The sequence below is a fragment of the Muribaculum intestinale genome, from assembly GCF_002201515.1.
Lineage (GTDB): Bacteria > Bacteroidota > Bacteroidia > Bacteroidales > Muribaculaceae > Muribaculum > Muribaculum intestinale.
Window position 1 is genome coordinate 2,838,946 of sequence record NZ_CP021421.1, and the last position, 19,117, is coordinate 2,858,062.

The 19,117-nt window shown below is 48.7% G+C and carries 14 protein-coding genes, 1 tRNA gene and 1 pseudogene; 11 read left to right on the forward strand and 5 right to left on the reverse strand.

Annotated features, from left to right (window positions below):
* Positions 1 to 47: 47 nt before the first annotated feature.
* Positions 48 to 1,385 (reverse strand): sigma-54-dependent transcriptional regulator, encoded by a 1,338-nt coding sequence (locus ADH68_RS11635; protein ID WP_068960676.1) that lies wholly within the window; start codon positions 1,383 to 1,385, stop codon positions 48 to 50.
* A 302-nt stretch (positions 1,386 to 1,687) separates the two neighbouring features.
* On the opposite strand from ADH68_RS11635, the gene ADH68_RS11640 reads away from it, so the two are divergent.
* The 5 genes from ADH68_RS11640 to ADH68_RS11665 all read left to right on the forward strand — a co-directional run bounded on the left by ADH68_RS11640 (position 1,688) and on the right by ADH68_RS11665 (position 7,183).
* Positions 1,688 to 2,284, forward strand: a complete 597-nt coding sequence (locus tag ADH68_RS11640; protein ID WP_068960675.1) for a hypothetical protein — start codon at positions 1,688 to 1,690, stop codon at positions 2,282 to 2,284.
* Between the two features lie 179 nt (positions 2,285 to 2,463).
* Positions 2,464 to 2,832 (forward strand): hypothetical protein, encoded by a 369-nt coding sequence (locus tag ADH68_RS11645; RefSeq protein ID WP_016411857.1) that lies wholly within the window; start codon positions 2,464 to 2,466, stop codon positions 2,830 to 2,832.
* A gap of 45 nt (positions 2,833 to 2,877) precedes the next feature.
* Positions 2,878 to 4,326 (forward strand): DUF4099 domain-containing protein, encoded by a 1,449-nt coding sequence (locus ADH68_RS11650; RefSeq protein ID WP_068960674.1) that lies wholly within the window; start codon positions 2,878 to 2,880, stop codon positions 4,324 to 4,326.
* Positions 4,327 to 4,519: 193 nt separating this feature from the next.
* A complete protein-coding gene (locus tag ADH68_RS11655) occupies positions 4,520 to 6,478 on the forward strand; it encodes a DNA topoisomerase (RefSeq protein ID WP_068960673.1) in 1,959 nt (652 codons plus the stop codon).
* Between the two features lie 465 nt (positions 6,479 to 6,943).
* Complete coding sequence (locus ADH68_RS11665; protein WP_084274010.1) at positions 6,944 to 7,183, forward strand: helix-turn-helix domain-containing protein; 240 nt, start codon at positions 6,944 to 6,946, stop codon at positions 7,181 to 7,183.
* Positions 7,184 to 7,241: 58 nt separating this feature from the next.
* Here ADH68_RS11665 and ADH68_RS11670 read toward each other — a convergent pair whose 3' ends face one another.
* Positions 7,242 to 8,480 carry a site-specific integrase gene (locus ADH68_RS11670; protein WP_068960670.1) on the reverse strand — a complete coding sequence of 413 codons (1,239 nt, stop codon included), beginning with the start codon at positions 8,478 to 8,480 and terminating at the stop codon, positions 7,242 to 7,244.
* Positions 8,481 to 8,980: 500 nt separating this feature from the next.
* Positions 8,981 to 9,053, reverse strand: a tRNA-Lys gene (locus ADH68_RS11675).
* 402 nt (positions 9,054 to 9,455) lie between these two features.
* On the opposite strand from ADH68_RS11675, the gene ADH68_RS11680 reads away from it, so the two are divergent.
* From ADH68_RS11680 to istB, 3 genes are all read left to right on the forward strand, one after another.
* On the forward strand, positions 9,456 to 10,502 hold the full coding sequence (locus ADH68_RS11680; RefSeq protein ID WP_232321493.1) for an ISAs1 family transposase: 1,047 nt from the start codon (positions 9,456 to 9,458) through the stop codon (positions 10,500 to 10,502).
* A gap of 124 nt (positions 10,503 to 10,626) precedes the next feature.
* A complete protein-coding gene (gene istA / locus ADH68_RS11685) occupies positions 10,627 to 12,228 on the forward strand; it encodes an IS21 family transposase (protein ID WP_068959738.1) in 1,602 nt (533 codons plus the stop codon).
* A 37-nt stretch (positions 12,229 to 12,265) separates the two neighbouring features.
* Complete coding sequence (istB, locus tag ADH68_RS11690; protein ID WP_068961956.1) at positions 12,266 to 13,048, forward strand: IS21-like element helper ATPase IstB; 783 nt, start codon at positions 12,266 to 12,268, stop codon at positions 13,046 to 13,048.
* Positions 13,049 to 13,426: 378 nt separating this feature from the next.
* Here istB and ADH68_RS11695 read toward each other — a convergent pair whose 3' ends face one another.
* Positions 13,427 to 14,809, reverse strand: coding sequence for a transposase (locus ADH68_RS11695; protein ID WP_068960596.1), 1,383 nt, complete (start codon positions 14,807 to 14,809; stop codon positions 13,427 to 13,429).
* A 119-nt stretch (positions 14,810 to 14,928) separates the two neighbouring features.
* On the opposite strand from ADH68_RS11695, the pseudogene ADH68_RS11700 reads away from it, so the two are divergent.
* The 3 genes and pseudogenes from ADH68_RS11700 to ADH68_RS11710 all read left to right on the forward strand — a co-directional run.
* Positions 14,929 to 15,471 (forward strand): annotated as a pseudogene (locus tag ADH68_RS11700) (permease); the annotation flags it as partial.
* 202 nt (positions 15,472 to 15,673) lie between these two features.
* Entirely contained in the window at positions 15,674 to 17,056 is a 1,383-nt protein-coding gene (locus tag ADH68_RS11705) for a transposase (protein ID WP_088294827.1), read from the forward strand.
* A 236-nt stretch (positions 17,057 to 17,292) separates the two neighbouring features.
* The gene (locus ADH68_RS11710; RefSeq protein ID WP_068960669.1) at positions 17,293 to 17,532 is read left to right on the forward strand and encodes an RteC domain-containing protein; all 240 of its coding nucleotides are present in this window, start codon (positions 17,293 to 17,295) and stop codon (positions 17,530 to 17,532) included.
* 163 nt (positions 17,533 to 17,695) lie between these two features.
* Here ADH68_RS11710 and ADH68_RS11715 read toward each other — a convergent pair whose 3' ends face one another.
* Complete coding sequence (locus ADH68_RS11715; protein WP_088294828.1) at positions 17,696 to 19,078, reverse strand: transposase; 1,383 nt, start codon at positions 19,076 to 19,078, stop codon at positions 17,696 to 17,698.
* Between the last annotated feature and the right edge of the window lie 39 nt (positions 19,079 to 19,117).

Below are 19,117 nucleotides of genomic sequence, written 5' to 3' on the forward strand. Positions count from 1 at the left end.
ATTGAATGGCGACACTCTTGAAAAATAGAGCGTCGCCATTCAATTCCTTATCTATAATCCTTTGAAATACCTTCTGCCTTCATCCACGCATATAGAGTTGTACGATTGATTTCGAGCAGTTTAGCCGCCTGTGCTTTATTTCCCTTCGTGTGCTGTAAGGCTTTGGTGACACGATACCTTCGGGAGTGATGGCTGACTTCTTTTTCTGTCTCATACAATGTAATATCATCCTTGCCAATGGTGTCGCCTCTGTATTCAGAACATGCACGGACAATAGTGCTGTATAATTCGCGGACATTGCTGACCCAGATGTGATTATTCAATTTGTTGATAGCCCCTTTTGTCAAACGGGGGACACTTAATCCATTTTCGGCGCAATACTGTTTTATGAAGCATTCTGCAAGTGGAATCACATCATCAAGACAATCTGATAGGGGTGGAACTCGCAATACATTACTATGTATGCAATGATATAATGCTTCCGAAAATTCACCGGCTCTTACTTTTTCAGCGAGATCAACATTTGTCGAGAATATTATACGACCTGAGAATTTTACCTCTTTCGTGAGGTTCTGCGGTGTGAAAACGCCTCGTTGGATAACAGTTGCAAGAACTTCCTGAACATGGATAGGAAGGTGGCATACCTCATGGATAAACAGCGTTCCTCTGTTGGCCTGAGCCAATAACCCTTGTTGGTTGCGGTAGAGAGGATGCTTGATACCTAATTCTTTTCCACGGAATATATCCATTGTTTCCGCTGCGCTCATGTAATGGGCACATTCCGCAACGATGAATGGTTCAGAACGACGAGGGCTGTTATCGTGTATGAGTCTTGCTATGGCACTTTTGCCTACGCCATGAGGCCCGGCAAGCAGTAATGTGGCATCTGAACTACATTCAGCAATGATTCTCTTGGAGCATCCCTGAAATCCTCCGCTTTTACGCTCAAACCATCTTTTCCCGTTCTTATGCAACTCTTCGATAGCAAGTGTGAGCTTGTCTATTACAAGCGAGTCGAAATAGAAAAGATGGTCTGCACCGAGCTTATACACCTTATTATATAGCTCGACACATTGATTTTTTGCGATTCCAACTTTCTTGATACCTAAAATAGTATCATTTGTCCATTCCAATAGTTTCATTCCATCGCAATCTTTGTCTGCGACTGCCACAACAAGCATACTGAAATCATTTCTTTCGAGTATCCTTTTTGCATCGCTGACACTATTGGTAGTCTGTACTTTTGTCCCCGTTTTGGAAAATACCTCTTCCAGCTTCTTGCCATCCTCTATCCGGGAACTATAGATGAGAAGGCGCCGACTACTCGGTGGATCATTGTCTATATTCATAAGACTATTTTGGGTTGTGATTAGAAATTCATCCATAATAACAAATGTATATAGGGTATTTGTTCGCAAATAATCATTGCAAAGTTACTAAATTTCATCCAATTTTAAGTCATGTTGCTTAGATAAATACATACTTAATCGCAGTCATAAAATGTTGAATATACAACACAGTGTATAACAAAAACAACACTTTTAACAATTTAATAAAAGACATATAGACTCATATTTACGCAGTTAATATATTGGATAATAAGCAACTAAAAATAAATTCAATTTCACGGCGAACCATTTTCAATAAAACGAATTAAGGATTGGCGTAACACAAAACGACAAATGATATGGAAATATTTACCCTCCTGAACGCCAAGTTCTTTCTCCAGTTGGAAGATGGCGATGAAGACAACATCAAGGCACACTATTCAGATATGAGAGCCGAACTTGTGGAATATGCTCACAGCAACACCCATTGGCGAGTAATACACACGGGGTTGTCAATATTCATTTCCGAAGTGGCTGAAATACTTGGCTATGCTAAGGGCTTGTTGAGCCGTTATGCAAAGCGTATCCTTGAAATAGCCAAATGTCTGCTCAATCAGATTGAGATGGCTGTATCAGCGAAAATAGCATTAGACCCTGTCACTGAAAATAAAGAAGTGCAGGAAACTACGGCAGAAGTTACTTTTACAGGCAATTATGCAGACTTCTGTGAACTCATACACCTTATAATTGCTTGCAAACTCATCAACGGCGGAAGTAAAGCGACACAGCAGCATATTAAAAAAGGTCTCCATTCCCTTTTTGGTCTGGAATTCGACCCGAAGAAATACCAAAATGCAAGAGACGGAATAAAACGCCGTTGTCCGGCCAAAGGTAGCCGCGTTACTTACTTCCTCGACAGCATGGTGGATGTAGTAAATGCCGAGCTTGCAGCATGATAGTATGCTTAGACGCTGATACTTGCTTATGGTTTTGAGTGTAATGAGAGAAATATATATCTGAATTTCAGTAAAGATAAGACATTTGAAACAATAAAACATCAGCACTTATCCGATGCTTACAATGCCCGAGAAAAGCCGCAGTAACTTTGCATCGTAAAACTTAAACAACACCCGATATGAATACTTCACCACCTCCTCAATATCCGGAGTCCGAACCATTCAAGAAATGGATCATGGACGCAGTAGGAACAATGGTATTTCTTCTCGGCTCAATGACAGAGTCTTTGAAAGAAATAGCCGAAAAGTCCGGTAAAGCCAAGCTGAAATACAAAGGCAAAGAGATAATAATGCTTGAAGACCTCGCCATAGGTCTCAACAAAAGTCCGAGGACATTCCGGCGACTTCGTGCTGAGAAGAAAATCAGTTATTGGTCAAGCAAAGACGGACACACTGTCTTTGTAACACAAGACCAGTTCGATGATTACATCACCAACAATTTTGTTCCCAACGAAATTGAAGATGAATCAACCGCACCCCAGAGATAATTATCGCGCCGCAAGTCCGGCGTAATGTTTAACCAAATAATTTTAATGGAACAAAACAAAGAACAGCAACAATCTGAAGTGCTGATTGCCCGCAACAACGAAACAGGGCAGGTCGGCGCAGTCGTGGGACAGAATCCCGACGGCACCCCGAAAATGGCGGATGTAAAATCCGCGAAGCTCAGTGACCTTGTGAAATTTTCCAAAGGTCAGAATCCCCTCGAAGCCTTCATGTCGAACTTCATCCGACAGGCAAAGAACCCTTCGCTATTCGGTTTCTTCAAGATTCCTGAAACTGAATTCGACAAAATCGGCCCGGCAATGTCCGATATGCTCCAAGACCCTGTGGCTAACGCCGACCTCCTTAAACCATTTGAGGTTGACACCAAATCAATGGCAAAGGAACAGACGGTTACTGAACAGCATGACCAGACTCCGGCAAAGGAGACTTCGACCGCAATCAAGATGGCACCGGTTGACCCCAACAAAGTTGACTGGGACACCATCGAAAAACAATGGGGCATCAAGAGAGATGACCTCGAAAAATCCGGAGCAATGCAGCAGATTGTATATAACCACAAGTCTCCGCAGCTTTTTACCGTGAGACCGGAAATCGGCGGCGAGAAATTCGAGGCACAGGCCCGGCTCTCGTTCAAGTCCAATCCTGACGGCAGTTTTACCCTCACGCCTCATTTCGTGAAGCACGAGCCTCAGCTCGACAAAGCCTATAAAGGCTATACCTTCACGGACGAGGACAAGGCTCAGCTCCGCAAGACAGGAAATCTGGGCAGACCTGTTGACCTCACCGACCCGAAAACCGGGGAGGTCAAGAAGTCGCTCGTCAGCATCGACCGTCTCACCAATGAGATTGAAAGTATCCCCATGGATAAAATCTACATCAAGAACAAGGTCGCCAACATCGAACTTGACATGAAGCAGATCGGCATCCTCAAAGACGGAGGCATAATCAGAGAGCAGCATATCGAACTGCCCAACGGACGGAAGTTTACCGCCGACCTTCAGTACAATGCCGACAAGCGCGATGTGGTTTTCGTCAACTCGGAACAATACCGCCAGAAGCGGGAGCAATCTCAGGAACAGGGTGGACAGCAGTACAACTCATGGCTCGACAAGGAGGGCAACATCAAGAACCTCACCAAATGGAAAGGTGTGCCGCTCTCCGAAACCGCCCAAGCTGACTATCGTGCCGGCAAACAGATTATGGTAGGAGAAATCCCTGACCGAAACGGGAATCCCTGCACGGTCTATCTCCAGTTTGACCCTGAAAAGCAGCGTCCGAAGCAGACCTATGTCTATCCCGACAAAGAGAAGGTTGTCGGCATAGCCAGCGAGAGCAAGACGCAATATGCTGTCAACAATGAGGGTAAGACCAACGAACCCACAAAAGGGGTTAAGGAACCGCTCCAGAGGGGGCAGACCGAACCCAAAAACGAAGAGCAGAAGAAACAGCAAAAGCCAAAAGGCCCCAAACTCTGACCTTCAACCACTTTATCCGCAAGCTCTGGATTGAGCAGACCGCCATTCCCTCGCGTGCGCAAGCGATGATATGGCAATCCTTCCGCCGACATGGGGAGGTCGCGAACTCCCCGTGTCATTCTCTCCAAACCTCCCGGCTGAGAGTGTCAGCCTTCAACAAACCCAATTTACAAACTCTAAAAAATTTTCAGACATGAAAGTCATAATTACCGAGGCCGCTCCCGTGGCTTCAGCCATCGCCCGCGCCCTTAACGTAACCACCAATGTAGCCGTCCCCGGCGTAATCTACAACAATGACATCGCTGTCATCACCGTCACTCCTGACTTCATCCGTCCCTTCGGACTCGGAGTGCTTCCCGGCAAGGACGCCCTCCCCATCGTGCCGGAACGCTACACCTACGGTATCCGCCATACTCCCAATGAGAACGGACGTTACGGAATCTCGACCGAGGACAAGACCTACGCCGACTATATCGGCAAACTTATCCGTGGCGGCGATGAGGTAATTTTCGCTTCCGACGGCGGAGCCGATGCTCAGGGACGTTTCGCCAACATCTGCCGTTTCTTCAAGGTCGGCGCACCCACAAGCCGTATGTTCCTGACCCGTCTGGAGCGCAAGGCAATCAAGTCGGCTTTCAAGACCCGCCAGTGGGGACGGAAATTCCATAATCTCTCCCAGACGGGACTGGTGGGCATGGCGATGGACGAGGCTTTCGAGTACAATGTTTCAGAAGCCTATCGCACTCTGTTCAAGGAAATGAAGTCGCCTATCTGCCGTCAGGATGTGCTTGTACTTGCCGCCGTCAAGAACTATCTTGAATCTGACGCAGAAGCCCGTGGCCAACACGTTTCCGTCACCACCCATTCCGTTATGGTGAGCGGCGTGGTTCTCGGCAAGGATGTCAAATTCTATCCCTGCTCGACATTCTCCACCAAAGATGAGGCAGCGGAAGCATACAAGACTCTTTCTGTTCCGGCGACAGTCGAGGCTTCCGATGTTATGCTCGACACCGAGATGAGTCCGGCTCCGGCACTCTTCACTCTCGCCACGTTCCAGAGCGAGGCATGGGAAAAACTTAACCTCAATTTCTCAACCACCCGCGACATCGCCGTCAGCCTCTATGAGCGTGGTTTTATCTCGTCGCCCCTGACATCATGCGCAAAACTGCCCGAATCGTTGCGCGATGAACTCCGCCGCTACAAATGGTGCAGGAAGTATCCCTTTGCCGCTGACGGTACAATCTCCGGCAATCATGGCATCATCATCTCTGGCAACAAGCCTCTGTTCCTCGACAGTGATGAACTGCGTGTATATGACCTTATCCGTTCTCGCTTCTATGCCAACCTTGCCGGCCCTACCGCAGTGAACGAGCTGGTTATCGAGGTGGAAATCAACGGCGAACCGTTCTATGGAACTATCCCTTACACTCCCGACATCAAGGTGCCGAAAGTCGTGGAAGTGAAACTCACCGGTAAATCCCAGTTCTCCCACACCTCAGTGGCTCCCACCGCGCCCAAGATGAACGACCTTCTCTGCGCCATCTCAATGTTGCTCCGTTCACTGTCGGACAAATACAATCCCGGTATGCCTTTCACATTGGCACACCATGATGTGGCGGACGCATTCGACCGTCTCCGCGACAACCGCCTTCTTCTGGACGTATGCGGTGAACCGGCAATCACCGGCGAGGGAAATCTCCTGCTTGAAACCTTCAACGCAACTTATGCCCTCGGTCACCTTATGGCATATCAGGTAGAGGTTGAACGGCTCTACGGCGACCGCAAGAACAGTGTCGGCGGAGCGCAGCTCATGAATGAGTATGGCAAATGGATCTATAACAAGACCGAACAGCTCATCACCGACCACCGTCTGTTCCCGGCTAAGGTAGATATCCATGTCTGCCCGATATGCGGCCGACACTCGGTCATCCGCTATCCCCGCGTTGCGAAATGCCATGTCTGCGGATTCACCATGCCTTTGCAGTTCATGGGCCACAAGTTCACCGACAAGGAGGTCGCCAGCCTTCTGACCCACGGCTACACATCGCAGATAATGTTCACCAACCGTCACGGCCATGAGTTCTACGACATCGTTGTGCGCGGCAAGGGCAAAGGGCTGTCATTCGCCCCGATTGAAGCCAAATTATACTGAAAATAACCGCCGTTTGAAAATAATTCACTAAATTCGCAATCGAATCGCAGTCTATGTAACATACGACTTGCGGATTTAGTGGTTGAAGGCGGAGGGGACTCCGCCTTCTTTTTTCACTCGGTCACAATTGAAACCGCTAAACATTGGAATACGTAAGAATCGACAAAGAGGCACTTGATGCAATGTTCGAGATAATGGAGTATCAGTCCCTTTTGATTGCGGCGATGTATGAGAAGTGCCGCTCAATCCAATCCGGCAAATGGATTCCAACTGAGACCGTCGCGGAACTGCTATGTGTTTCAACCCGGAAAGTGAGAACTATGAAAACGCTCGGACAACTCGGCTACGTCAAACATGGACGGAAATGTTTTTACAAGTCAGAGGACGTATATTCAAAAATAAACAAAGGCAAGAGTGAAAGAAATATATGACAAAGAACATGACGTTATAAGAAAATTCCTCTCGATGGGAAGGCGAAATATTGAGATGCTGGAGGAAATAGCATTGGAATATAAACCATTCCTGATGGGCAAACGCTTTATGACCGATGCCCAATTATCGGAAAGACTTGGCATTTCGCGCCGAACATTGCAGGACTTCCGCGACAGAGGCATTATTCCGTTCTATCGTCTTGACGGAAAGATACTTTATGAAGAAAAGGATATAGCGGAATACTTGTCCTCAATCTACATACCCAAATATTAAAAGGGAGAGTTACCGAATCGACCGGTAGCTCTCCCTTTTCAGTTATCTGATATTGATGTCATCTGTTAATGCTCAGTCTGTCAAATCGGTTGCGCATGGTCTGCATATCCTCATAGACGGTCTGGTCTTGAATCTTTGCGTAGATTTGCGTTGTCTTGATGTCGCTGTGTCCGAGCATCTTCTGGATTGATTCGAGAGGGACATGGTTGTTGAGCGACAGAGACGCGAAAGTGTGTCGCGCGATATGGGTGGTCAGAGGCTTGGTTATCTTTGCGAGATCCGCAATCTCTTTGAGATAAGCGTTCATTTTCTGATTGGAACATACGGGAAGTACTACTCCTGTAGATACTGCAACGGGATGGTTGACATATTTGTCGGTTATCTGACGCGGTACCTCCAACATCGGTATGATACTCAACTCGCCGGTTTTCTCGCGGGACTTGCGTATCCACATATTGCCGTCGCGGTCTTTCTCTATGTCGCTCCATTGAAGCGATTTTATATCGCAGAATGCAAGGCCGGTGAAGCAGCAGAACACGAATGTGTCCCTGACAAGTTCCAGACGCGGCATCATGGAGAAGTCGAGTTTGAGAATCTCCATAATCTCAGCCTCAGTCAGAAATTGGCGTTTCGCCTGAGTGCGGTGGAACTTCCTGCCGATGAACGGGTCTTCTGTTATCCACTTATGCGCGATGGCATACTGGATAGTGTTCTTGAGATAGCGGAGGTACTTCACAGCCGTGTTGTTGGCGCAGTTCTTGCTGACACGCAGAAAATGCTCGAAATCATCTATCATTCCTGCCGTGACATCCCTTACCGGAATATCATCGACATTCATAGTCAGACGCAGGAACTCACCGAGGTATGTTACGCAACGTTCCCAGCGCAGATAGGTTGCATTGACCATATCGCCGCGTTCCATTTCCTCTTTTCTCTTTACGTTGGATTCAGTGAAAATCTCACATAGCATCTTAGGCTTCTCAACTTTGCCGAGAAACAGGTCGCGCATAACAATAGGGTTGACGAGTTTCTTCTCACGGACGAGATTGGTATGAATCTCGCAGAATCTGGCCCGTATCTCATCGAGGTACTTGTTCAGCTCCAGATCGCGCCGGGAGCGACCTTTCGAGAGCTTGCGTTTCTGGTCCCAGTTTTCAGGATTGACCGAGCGGCCTATGGCGAGGTCAGTCTGCTGACCTGCCACTGAAATTCTGACATACACCTTGTGGTCGGTGTAGCCTTCCGACCTTGGCTTCCTTGTGAAGAAGGTCAGGGTGAAATAAGGGTTGTTTGTCATGTTACTTACGGGTTTAATGGTTACTTAAAGATACTCATTTTTAACCCGGATTCCAAATGCGCTTCGGAACATGATACTCCGGCGGTGGCGTAACCGTGTACATCCGGCCGATTTTTCAGCGAGATTTAACATTGTACACGAATTTCACACGGCAGAATGGGGAAGACCACAGCAGGGACGACTGACAAAATCATCGGACAAGGCCAAATCTTAAATAAAGTTAAAATTAGCCGTATCACACCCGAATTGTGGGTCGAGGGTCGCGTTCCCGCCCGCAGAACCCCACTTTTTCAAAGTTGAATTTCTGCAAATGTGCAGTCCTCAACCTGTTGCGGGCCTTTCCGTGTAACCGTGTACATTTTTGTACACGAAACACGATGTACACGTTTTGTACACGCCTGTAGGTAATATTCTGCGTTATCCTGCAATTTCACCAAAAAGAAAAAGCACTGAAAATCAACTGATTTCAGTGCTTTGCGGTGTTCTTCCGAACCCTTTCGTGATCCGCCTGGGGCTCGAACCCAGGACCCCAACATTAAAAGTGTTGTGCTCTACCAGCTGAGCTAGCGAATCGTTCTTTAGTTTTGAGAAGTGTTATCTCTCAAAAGCGATGCAAAGGTATGGACTTTTTTCGAATTGTCCAAATTTTTTTGTCGCTTTTTTTAAAATATTTTCTAAACATACCATACTAAACACACGGTTCTTTCATTTAAGATTCCGTCTCATTGTCGAGAAATGTGTTATTTTATAGCGAGGGCAGTTCGGATGGAGAGAGCTTAACCACTTATTTTCAAGAAAATAAGTGTATTAAAAATTTGGTCAAGTGGTAGATTTTCAGTAACTTTATGGGTGAATATCAAACAGTTACATAAAAATGGAGCCACTTGACCAAAGCCTTTCGATTGACGCGCATAAGCTCAATCACACCGCAAAAGTAATAAATTCGTTCCACAGGGCAGTATTCCGGAACGGCTGATGGATTTTGCCGCCTCAGTCCCTGATTTCCGCAGATGCGACAAAGGAAACATCCGGCATCGACTCAACGACATCATCATTCTGATGATACTCGGACGGACGTGCGGGCATGTCGGACGTTCCGATATAATAGCGTTCGGCAAATATAATCTTAATAAATTCCGTAAAATGGGGATGCTGAAGAATGGGATTCCATCGGTGGCAACCCTTTGCCGGGTAGAGAACGGCATCGATGACCCGGCCATGGCGGACAGTATGCAGGTATTTGCCGAAAACTTCCATAACGAACTGTTTAAGGCATGTCGTGACAGGGAGATAGTCTGTGTGGACGGCAAGGCCGAGCGCGGCACCGTTCAGGAAAACGGGCGTAGCCCGGATATCGTCTCGGCCTATTCGTTCAACACCGGCATAACAATCGCCACCGAAGCCTGTAATGAAAAGAGCAACGGGATAAAGGCCGTACCGATACTTCTTGATAAAATAGATATCTTAGGAAAGATTGTCACAGCCGACGCCATGTCTATGCAGAAGGACATTGTCGAGAAAATCAGAAAGAAAGGCGGAGACTTTCTGATAGAACTCAAAGCCAGCCAGCCGTCATTGCGATACGGCATTGAGGACAGGCCGGTGGAACACACACCGGTATATTCTTACACCGAAGGTCCCGAACTGGCCCACGGAAGGATAGAGACGGGAACCTACCGCGTATATGACGGACCGGACATTATCGCAGACAAGAAGAAATGGGGCGGAAACATGACCATCATAGAGTATGAATCCTCCACAGTCAAAAAGTCAACAGGAGTACACACCTCAGAAAAACGCCTGTACGTCAGCAGTATGCCCACGGATACTCCGCAGCCCGGAACCATCGTACGCAACCACTGGTCGATAGAATGCATGCACTGGGGGCTGGACCACAATCTTCAGCAGGACAATATAAAACGCAAGTCGTCGAGAGCTGCCCGAAACCTCGACACCATACAGAGAATCGTTTACTCGGTGTTCTCAATATGGAAAGGACTTCGCAAAAAAACAATCGGATAAGAATAAAGGTGCATCTAACATTTGAAAAGGGACCCAGGTAGAGCAATTGAAAAGGGACCCACCCCATGGGTAAGTTCAACCGGATATCGTTGATTAGAAAGAACGACATCAACGATTCCACAAAATGCTACACATGGAGGAAAAAACATCCATTATTCTGTCTCATCGCCGCGAGGGGATGAGCATCCGCGAGATAGCGCGCCGCAACGGCATGAGCCGCAAGACCGTGCGCAAGTATCTGCGCGAGTTCGAGAGAGAGGCCGGCCCGTCACCGACAGAGCGGGAGGTTGACGATTATCTGCTGACCAGGCCGAAGTATGACAGCAGCGGACGCGTCAGGCGTGTTGTGACCGATGATGTCCGCCGTCGCATCGATGGTTTTATCGCCCGCAACCGGGAGAACGTCGCTGCCGGATTGCACAAGCAGCAGATGCGCAAGCTCGATATGTGGCGACGTCTTCAGGACGATGGCGTGCGTATCGCCTATTCCACAGTATGTCAGTATGTCCGTGCGCTGGAGGCAGCGCCGAAGTCGCAAGAAAAGCCTGCAAAGGCATATATCCGTCAGGACTATGAGCCTGGATTCCGTTGCGAGTTCGACTGGGGCGTGCTTACCCTGTGGATCGGTGGAGTCAGGACTCGCCTTCACATGGCGGTATTCACCCTCGACCACAGCAATATGCGCAAGGCATATCTGTTTTCGCGCGAAGATACCCTGGCTCTTATGGAAGCCCACCGCAACTGCTTCCGGGAGTTGGGGGGCACCCCGCGCGTGATGGCCTATGACAACATGCGTACCGCCGTAAAGAAGTTCCTCGGGCGCGACCGCGAGCACACGGATGCGCTGCTGCGCATGGAGGTACACTACTGTTTCACACCCCATTTCTGCAACCCTCGCTCGGGATGGGAAAAAGGCAAGGTGGAACGTTCGGTGGAATATATCCGGCGTCGTGCATTCTCGTTCGAGGTCCGGTTTGACTCCCTGGATGCCGCGCAGACGCATCTGGCGGCAGTCTGCGACAGGCTCAACACAGAGGCGTCCAACATGTCGGCGGAAGAAAAACGCCTGCGCATACAGGCCGATCTGGCGGCGCTACGTCCGTTGGACCACGGTGACATCGGCTGCTTCGAGCAGCGGCTGTACCGCGTCGGAAAGTATTCAACGATAACCGTTGACGGAGTGCACTACTCTGTGCCCGACCGTCTGGTGGGCTCGCAGGTGGCGGTAAAGCTGTATTCCGAGCGCATCGTGGTGCTTTACGGACGCGACAAGGTGGCCAATCATGCCCGAAGCCGACGCTCCGGCGACTGGGTCATCGACCTGATGCATTATCTGGGTACATTCCTGCGCAAACCGGCCGCTCTGGGGCGGTCTGTGGCTCTGCAACAGGTACATCCGTCGGTGGCGGCGCTTTACCGCGAACACTTCCGCGAGTCTCCGCGAAGCTTCATAGAACTGCTTGTGTTCACCCGCGACAACAATCTGGCATACACTGACATCGTCCGTGCCGCCACAAGTCTTTCGTCCCGCGGGCTCCAGCGCCTCTCATCTGAACAGATACAGGCTCAGATGATCTCGGCGGAAGGACATATGCAGTCAACCGCCGATATCGCGGCAACGAACGTTCCCGACCCGCAACAGGCTGAAATAGAAAGTTCGGCAAGCCATACCCTTGACATGCTTTCATCATTTATGGAATATACCCGCGCATCGCAGGCAGACTGAATACCCCCCCAAAAAACAACCAATACACTGAATGACAATGACAGACATACATGAAACAGACCGTGACGGACTTCGGGAGCTCATTCGCTCATGCGCTTTCGACCTTAAACTCCCGCTTGTGCGGCGCGACATCGACCTGCTTATACAGCAGAGCGCCGACGAACAATGGAACCTATGGCGGTTTACAGCCGAACTGCTCCGGCGCGAAAAAGAGAACCGCTCTGAAAACCAGCGCCGTCACCGCATCAAAAACGCAGGGTTCCCGCAACTTCGCTATCTTAACGAAATCGACACCGACGCTCTGCCCGCCGATGCCCGGAAAGCGCTCCCGACACTCGAGACACTCGACTTCATCAAAAACGGACGCAACCTCATTCTATACGGCAATCCCGGAACAGGCAAGACTCATCTGGCGACAGCTCTCGGTATCGCCGCATGTAATGCCGGACACTCGGTGCTGTTCACATCCGTGCCAAGACTGCTCACGCAGATACGCGAGTGCCGCAACGCTTTGACACTCCGGTCGCTGGAAAACAAGTTCGAGAGATACGACATGGTCATCTGTGATGAGTTCGGATACGTCTCCTGCGACAAGGCCGGCGCAGAGATGCTCTTTAACCATCTCTCCCTCCGCACCGACAAGAAGACGACCGTCGTCACAACCAATCTCGCCTTCAACCGCTGGAACGAGATTATTGACGACAAAGTACTGGTCACCGCAATGGTAGACCGCCTGACCCACAAGGCTATACTGCTTAACATGACAGGCAAATCATACCGCATGAAAGAAACTCAGGAAATGATGACTCAACAAATATAATTATCTTTGCATCCCCATCCCGGGTGGTCCCCTTTTCAAATGCTATCCGGGTCCCTTTTCAAATGTTAGATACACCCGTGATGGGTTCATCGGGGGTTCTTTGTAAAGTTACAAAATATCTATAACTCTGCCAAATAATCAGTTAGCCATTAACTGAATATCCCTATTTATGTGATTAGCGGTATTATGTTAGGGATATTCAGTTAATGGCTTGATTTTTCAAGCTGAAAATGGAGCGTGGTCGCCCTATGGCGGTGCTGTTTTGATTATGAGGGCAAATTTTCAATTCTCGGCGCATAAAATATGACATTTCGGACAGATAGGGATACACTGATTCGCCTCCGATATGTTTCGGAGGTGAGGTGACAGTATGATTTTTCACGCTCGCTGTTTCTTCTTTTCTTCGATGGCGAGTTGTCGGGCGGCAAGCGTTGCGGCATTTGCCATGTGGATGCCGAAAAAGAGCAGCAGCGTCTCGCTGCGGGAGTTGCGTGCAGCAATCCGGCTGACACCGTAGTGCTGTTTCTGGTTTCCGAAGCTGCCCTCCATGGCGGTAGAGCGCAGTGTCCCGATTATTCGTCGGGCTGTGCTTATGTCGGTGTTTTCATCCTTTGGCTTCGGGCCTTTGCGGACAAAACATGTCGTTATGCCGTTTTCGGTACAGTACCGCCGGTTGTCGTTGTTGGCATAGATGGTGTCAGCTCCGACTTTGGCGACTTTGACTCCGGTCAGTTCCTGTTGATATTCAATACACTCCTGTAATCTCACGCCCTCGTTGAAGGCTTCGAAGGAATGATGCTCGATGAATGATATTCCATCAATCTGGATGTTGTTGACCTTGGCTCCGAACTCCACTCGCTTGTTCTCCTTGCCTCTGACGATGGGCCGGATGTACGGACGGTCTATGCTGACGATGCGTTTCTTCACCTCCTTTTTCTGAGCAAGCGCTCTCTGCTGTCGATACACCTCTTTAAGAGCGAAGAGACGCTTGCTTTGCTCGGCGGTGAGCGCGATGTCAACGGTGTGTATCTTGCAGATTCTGTTCCATTGCCCTATCTGTTTGGAAAGCAAGCCGAGCAATCGACGGCGGAGTTTGACAGTGGCCGCCCTGCTGTGTTTGCGATGCTTGGCATAGGTGAGTCTGGCGCGGTCAATATCACGATACTTGTTGCGCGGCAGCCGTTCCTTCAGCGCCTTACAGGTCTTTGCAATTAGAGATTGAAGCCACTCGCAGCATTCCCACAACAGTTTTACATCTGTCGGGAACCGCAGATGGCTCTCGTAGCAGGTGGCATCGGTCAGACACAAATCCTTGTTTCTCAGCGAGCCGCCCCATTTGCCATACAGGATTTTCTGCAGTTCTCTGATGTCCAGAACTCCGGCTATGCGCTGACGGATAGCACTGACTATCTTGCCGTTCTTTATGGGCTTGGCGGGATCTATGAGCACCCCGCAGAACATCTGCATGTGTATGTTGCCGTTGAGCATCTCGATCAGGCCGTCATCCGATTGTCCGGTATATGGTTTGAGGAACATCAGCGCCACCTCTCCCTCCGGCGGGAACATCGGCGTGTTGCCTTGAGGATGCGTTTTGGGAAAATGCGAGCGGATTTTCTCTGCCAGCTCCTTCAATGGCAGTTGCGCATGGATGCGCCCGAGCTCGCTTACGGCAAAACTCTCGCGATATTTTTGCATAAAATCGAACTCGGTAAACGGCAACGTGGCCGTAATCTCAGATATTTTCCGTAACTTCACGAACATTTATTTTTAAGAATTACCTCCGAATAAGCCCGTGATGGGTTCATCGGGGGTTCTTTGTAAAGTTACAAAATATCTATAACTCTGCCAAATAATCAGTTAGCCATTAACTGAATATCCCTATGTTAGGTATGGTAGGTGGATTTATTTTGGGCAAGATGAAATTGGAGCCTTATTTGAGTGATTGGGTAAAACAAATTCAGCAAAACTCAACTTCCGACTCCGGAACATGGGAAAAAGAGCATACTCCGTTCTTTAGACGATTGCCGATTATCATGCAAGAAGCATGGGGCATTGTCAAAGGTGTACTTCTGTATATCCTTATCGGCATCGGTATCGGTGCATTTATGCACGGCTATGTACCGGAAGGATTTTTTGAGCAGTATATGTCTAAGGATAATTGGTTTGCAGTTCCTTTATCAGTAGTGTTGGCAGTTCCAATGTATGCCAATGCTGCCGGAATAGTACCGATAATTGAAGTTTTTGTAGCTAAGGGTATCCCCATAGGAACTGCGCTTGCTTTTATGATGGCAGTTGTTGGGCTGTCATTGCCCGAAGCTACGCTGTTGAAAAAAGTAATGACTTGGCGGCTGATAGGGATATTCTTTGGATTGATAACCTTATTTATTATTGTATTAGGTTATCTTTATAACATTGTGTTATAGCGCAATATGTTGTGAGTATGGAATATGCAGCAATTAAAAGCTACGTTAGTAAATTACTCTTTCAGATACAGACCGAAATAAATAGGGATATTCAGTTAATGGCTAACTGATTATTTGGCAGAGTTATAGATATTTTGTAACTTTACAAAGAACCCCCGATGAACCCATCACGGGCTTATTCGGAGGTAATTCTTAAAAATAAATGTTCGTGAAGTTACGGAAAATATCTGAGATTACGGCCACGTTGCCGTTTACCGAGTTCGATTTTATGCAAAAATATCGCGAGAGTTTTGCCGTAAGCGAGCTCGGGCGCATCCATGCGCAACTGCCATTGAAGGAGCTGGCAGAGAAAATCCGCTCGCATTTTCCCAAAACGCATCCTCAAGGCAACACGCCGATGTTCCCGCCGGAGGGAGAGGTGGCGCTGATGTTCCTCAAACCATATACCGGACAATCGGATGACGGCCTGATCGAGATGCTCAACGGCAACATACACATGCAGATGTTCTGCGGGGTGCTCATAGATCCCGCCAAGCCCATAAAGAACGGCAAGATAGTCAGTGCTATCCGTCAGCGCATAGCCGGAGTTCTGGACATCAGAGAACTGCAGAAAATCCTGTATGGCAAATGGGGCGGCTCGCTGAGAAACAAGGATTTGTGTCTGACCGATGCCACCTGCTACGAGAGCCATCTGCGGTTCCCGACAGATGTAAAACTGTTGTGGGAATGCTGCGAGTGGCTTCAATCTCTAATTGCAAAGACCTGTAAGGCGCTGAAGGAACGGCTGCCGCGCAACAAGTATCGTGATATTGACCGCGCCAGACTCACCTATGCCAAGCATCGCAAACACAGCAGGGCGGCCACTGTCAAACTCCGCCGTCGATTGCTCGGCTTGCTTTCCAAACAGATAGGGCAATGGAACAGAATCTGCAAGATACACACCGTTGACATCGCGCTCACCGCCGAGCAAAGCAAGCGTCTCTTCGCTCTTAAAGAGGTGTATCGACAGCAGAGAGCGCTTGCTCAGAAAAAGGAGGTGAAGAATCGCATCGTCAGCATAGACCGTCCGTACATCCGGCCCATCGTCAGAGGCAAGGAGAACAAGCGAGTGGAGTTCGGAGCCAAGGTCAACAACATCCAGATTGATGGAATATCATTCATCGAGCATCATTCCTTCGAAGCCTTCAACGAGGGCGTGAGATTACAGGAGTGTATTGAATATCAACAGGAATTGACCGGAGTCAAAGTCGCCAAAGTCGGAGCTGACACCATCTATGCCAACAACGACAACCGGCGGTACTGTACCGAAAACGGCATAACGACATGTTTTGTCCGCAAAGGCCCGAAGCCAAAGGATGAAAACACCGACATAAGCACAGCCCGACGAATAATCGGGACACTGCGCTCTACCGCCATGGAGGGCAGCTTCGGAAACCAGAAACAGCACTACGGTGTCAGCCGGATTGCTGCACGCAACTCCCGCAGCGAGACGCTGCTGCTCTTTTTCGGCATCCACATGGCAAATGCCGCAACGCTTGCCGCCCGACAACTCGCCATCGAAGAAAAGAAGAAACAGCGAGCGTGAAAAATCATACTGTCACCTCACCTCCGAAACATATCGGAGGCGAATCAGTGTATCCCTATCTGTCCGAAATGTCATATTTTATGCGCCGAGAATTGAAAATTTGCCCTCATAATCAAAACAGCACCGCCATAGGGCGACCACGCTCCATTTTCAGCTTGAAAAATCAAGCCATTAACTGAATATCCCTAAATATTTCTAATTCTGACGAATGTATAGGGATTGATAGGGCGTTACACATGATGCGTTTTATTAGACCTTTGTGTGATGAACTTAGGAAGCATACAGTAAATTATCAGTTTAGGGACGAGGCGGAAGAAATCTATTTCTTTAAAGAACTAAAGCCGGAAGTATTAAGTAAATATATGTACTACAACAAAATTTATGTTATAGAAAGTAAATTCCCAACAGGTAGTGATGTTGCGCAAAAAGAATATCTGTACAATGAACTAAATAGGGATATTCAGTTAATGGCTTGATTTTTCAAGCTGAAAATGGAGCGTGGTCGCCCTATGGCGGTGCTGTTTTGATTATGAGGGCAAATTTTCAATTCTCGGCGCATAAAATATGACATTTCGGACAGATAGGAATACACTGATTCGCCTCCGATATGTTTCGGAGGTGAGGTGACAGTATGATTTTTCACGCTCGCTGTTTCTTCTTTTCTTCGATGGCGAGTTGTCGGGCGGCAAGCGTTGCGGCATTTGCCATGTGGATGCCGAAAAAGAGCAGCAGCGTCTCGCTGCGGGAGTTGCGTGCAGCAATCCGGCTGACACCGTAGTGCTGTTTCTGGTTTCCGAAGCTGCCCTCCATGGCGGTAGAGCGCAGTGTCCCGATTATTCGTCGGGCTGTGCTTATGTCGGTGTTTTCATCCTTTGGCTTCGGGCCTTTGCGGACAAAACATGTCGTTATGCCGTTTTCGGTACAGTACCGCCGGTTGTCGTTGTTGGCATAGATGGTGTCAGCTCCGACTTTGGCGACTTTGACTCCGGTCAATTCCTGTTGATATTCAATACACTCCTGTAATCTCACGCCCTCGTTGAAGGCTTCGAAGGAATGATGCTCGATGAATGATATTCCATCAATCTGGATGTTGTTGACCTTGGCTCCGAACTCCACTCGCTTGTTCTCCTTGCCTCTGACGATGGGCCGGATGTACGGACGGTCTATGCTGACGATGCGTTTCTTCACCTCCTTTTTCTGAGCAAGCGCTCTCTGCTGTCGATACACCTCTTTAAGAGCGAAGAGACGCTTGCTTTGCTCGGCGGTGAGCGCGATGTCAACGGTGTGTATCTTGCAGATTCTGTTCCATTGCCCTATCTGTTTGGAAAGCAAGCCGAGCAATCGACGGCGGAGTTTGACAGTGGCCGCCCTGCTGTGTTTGCGATGCTTGGCATAGGTGAGTCTTGCGCGGTCAATATCACGATACTTGTTGCGCGGCAGCCGTTCCTTCTGCGCCTTGCAGGTCTTTGCAATTAGAGATTGAAGCCACTCGCAGCATTCCCACAACAGTTTTACATCTGTCGGGACCCGCAGATGGCTCTCGTAGCAGGTGGCATCGGTCAGACACAAATCCTTGTTTCTCAGCGAGCCGCCCCATTTGCCATACAGGATTTTCTGCAGTTCTCTGATGTCCAGAACTCCGGCTATGCGCTGACGGATAGCACTGACTATCTTGCCGTTCTTTATGGGCTTGGCGGGATCTATGAGCACCCCGCAGAACATCTGCATGTGTATGTTGCCGTTGAGCATCTCGATCAGGCCGTCATCCGATTGTCCGGTATATGGTTTGAGGAACATCAGCGCCACCTCTCCCTCCGGCGGGAACATCGGCGTGTTGCCTTGAGGATGCGTTTTGGGAAAATGCGAGCGGATTTTCTCTGCCAGCTCCTTCAATGGCAGTTGCGCATGGATGCGCCCGAGCTCGCTTACGGCAAAACTCTCGCGATATTTTTGCATAAAATCGAACTCGGTAAACGGCAACGTGGCCGTAATCTCAGATATTTTTCGTAACTTCACGAACATTTATTTTTAAGAATTACCCCCGAATAAGCCCGTGATGGG

What these genes read in the sequence shown, in the direction of transcription:
- ADH68_RS11650 (WP_068960674.1), top strand. Translation starts at nt 2,878, where the DNA reads ATGGAACAAAACAAAGAACAGCAACAATCTGAAGTGCTGATTGCCCGC.
- ADH68_RS11710 (WP_068960669.1), top strand. Translation starts at nt 17,293, where the DNA reads ATGATGCGTTTTATTAGACCTTTGTGTGATGAACTTAGGAAGCATACA.
- ADH68_RS11670 (WP_068960670.1), bottom strand. Translation starts at nt 8,480, where the DNA reads ATGACAAACAACCCTTATTTCACCCTGACCTTCTTCACAAGGAAGCCA.
- ADH68_RS11640 (WP_068960675.1), top strand. Translation starts at nt 1,688, where the DNA reads ATGGAAATATTTACCCTCCTGAACGCCAAGTTCTTTCTCCAGTTGGAA.
- ADH68_RS11695 (WP_068960596.1), bottom strand. Translation starts at nt 14,809, where the DNA reads ATGTTCGTGAAGTTACGGAAAATATCTGAGATTACGGCCACGTTGCCG.
- ADH68_RS11680 (WP_232321493.1), top strand. Translation starts at nt 9,456, where the DNA reads ATGGATTTTGCCGCCTCAGTCCCTGATTTCCGCAGATGCGACAAAGGA.
- ADH68_RS11635 (WP_068960676.1), bottom strand. Translation starts at nt 1,385, where the DNA reads ATGGATGAATTTCTAATCACAACCCAAAATAGTCTTATGAATATAGAC.
- ADH68_RS11655 (WP_068960673.1), top strand. Translation starts at nt 4,520, where the DNA reads ATGAAAGTCATAATTACCGAGGCCGCTCCCGTGGCTTCAGCCATCGCC.
- istB (WP_068961956.1), top strand. Translation starts at nt 12,266, where the DNA reads ATGACAGACATACATGAAACAGACCGTGACGGACTTCGGGAGCTCATT.
- ADH68_RS11645 (WP_016411857.1), top strand. Translation starts at nt 2,464, where the DNA reads ATGAATACTTCACCACCTCCTCAATATCCGGAGTCCGAACCATTCAAG.
- ADH68_RS11665 (WP_084274010.1), top strand. Translation starts at nt 6,944, where the DNA reads ATGGGAAGGCGAAATATTGAGATGCTGGAGGAAATAGCATTGGAATAT.
- ADH68_RS11705 (WP_088294827.1), top strand. Translation starts at nt 15,674, where the DNA reads ATGTTCGTGAAGTTACGGAAAATATCTGAGATTACGGCCACGTTGCCG.
- ADH68_RS11715 (WP_088294828.1), bottom strand. Translation starts at nt 19,078, where the DNA reads ATGTTCGTGAAGTTACGAAAAATATCTGAGATTACGGCCACGTTGCCG.
- istA (WP_068959738.1), top strand. Translation starts at nt 10,627, where the DNA reads ATGCTACACATGGAGGAAAAAACATCCATTATTCTGTCTCATCGCCGC.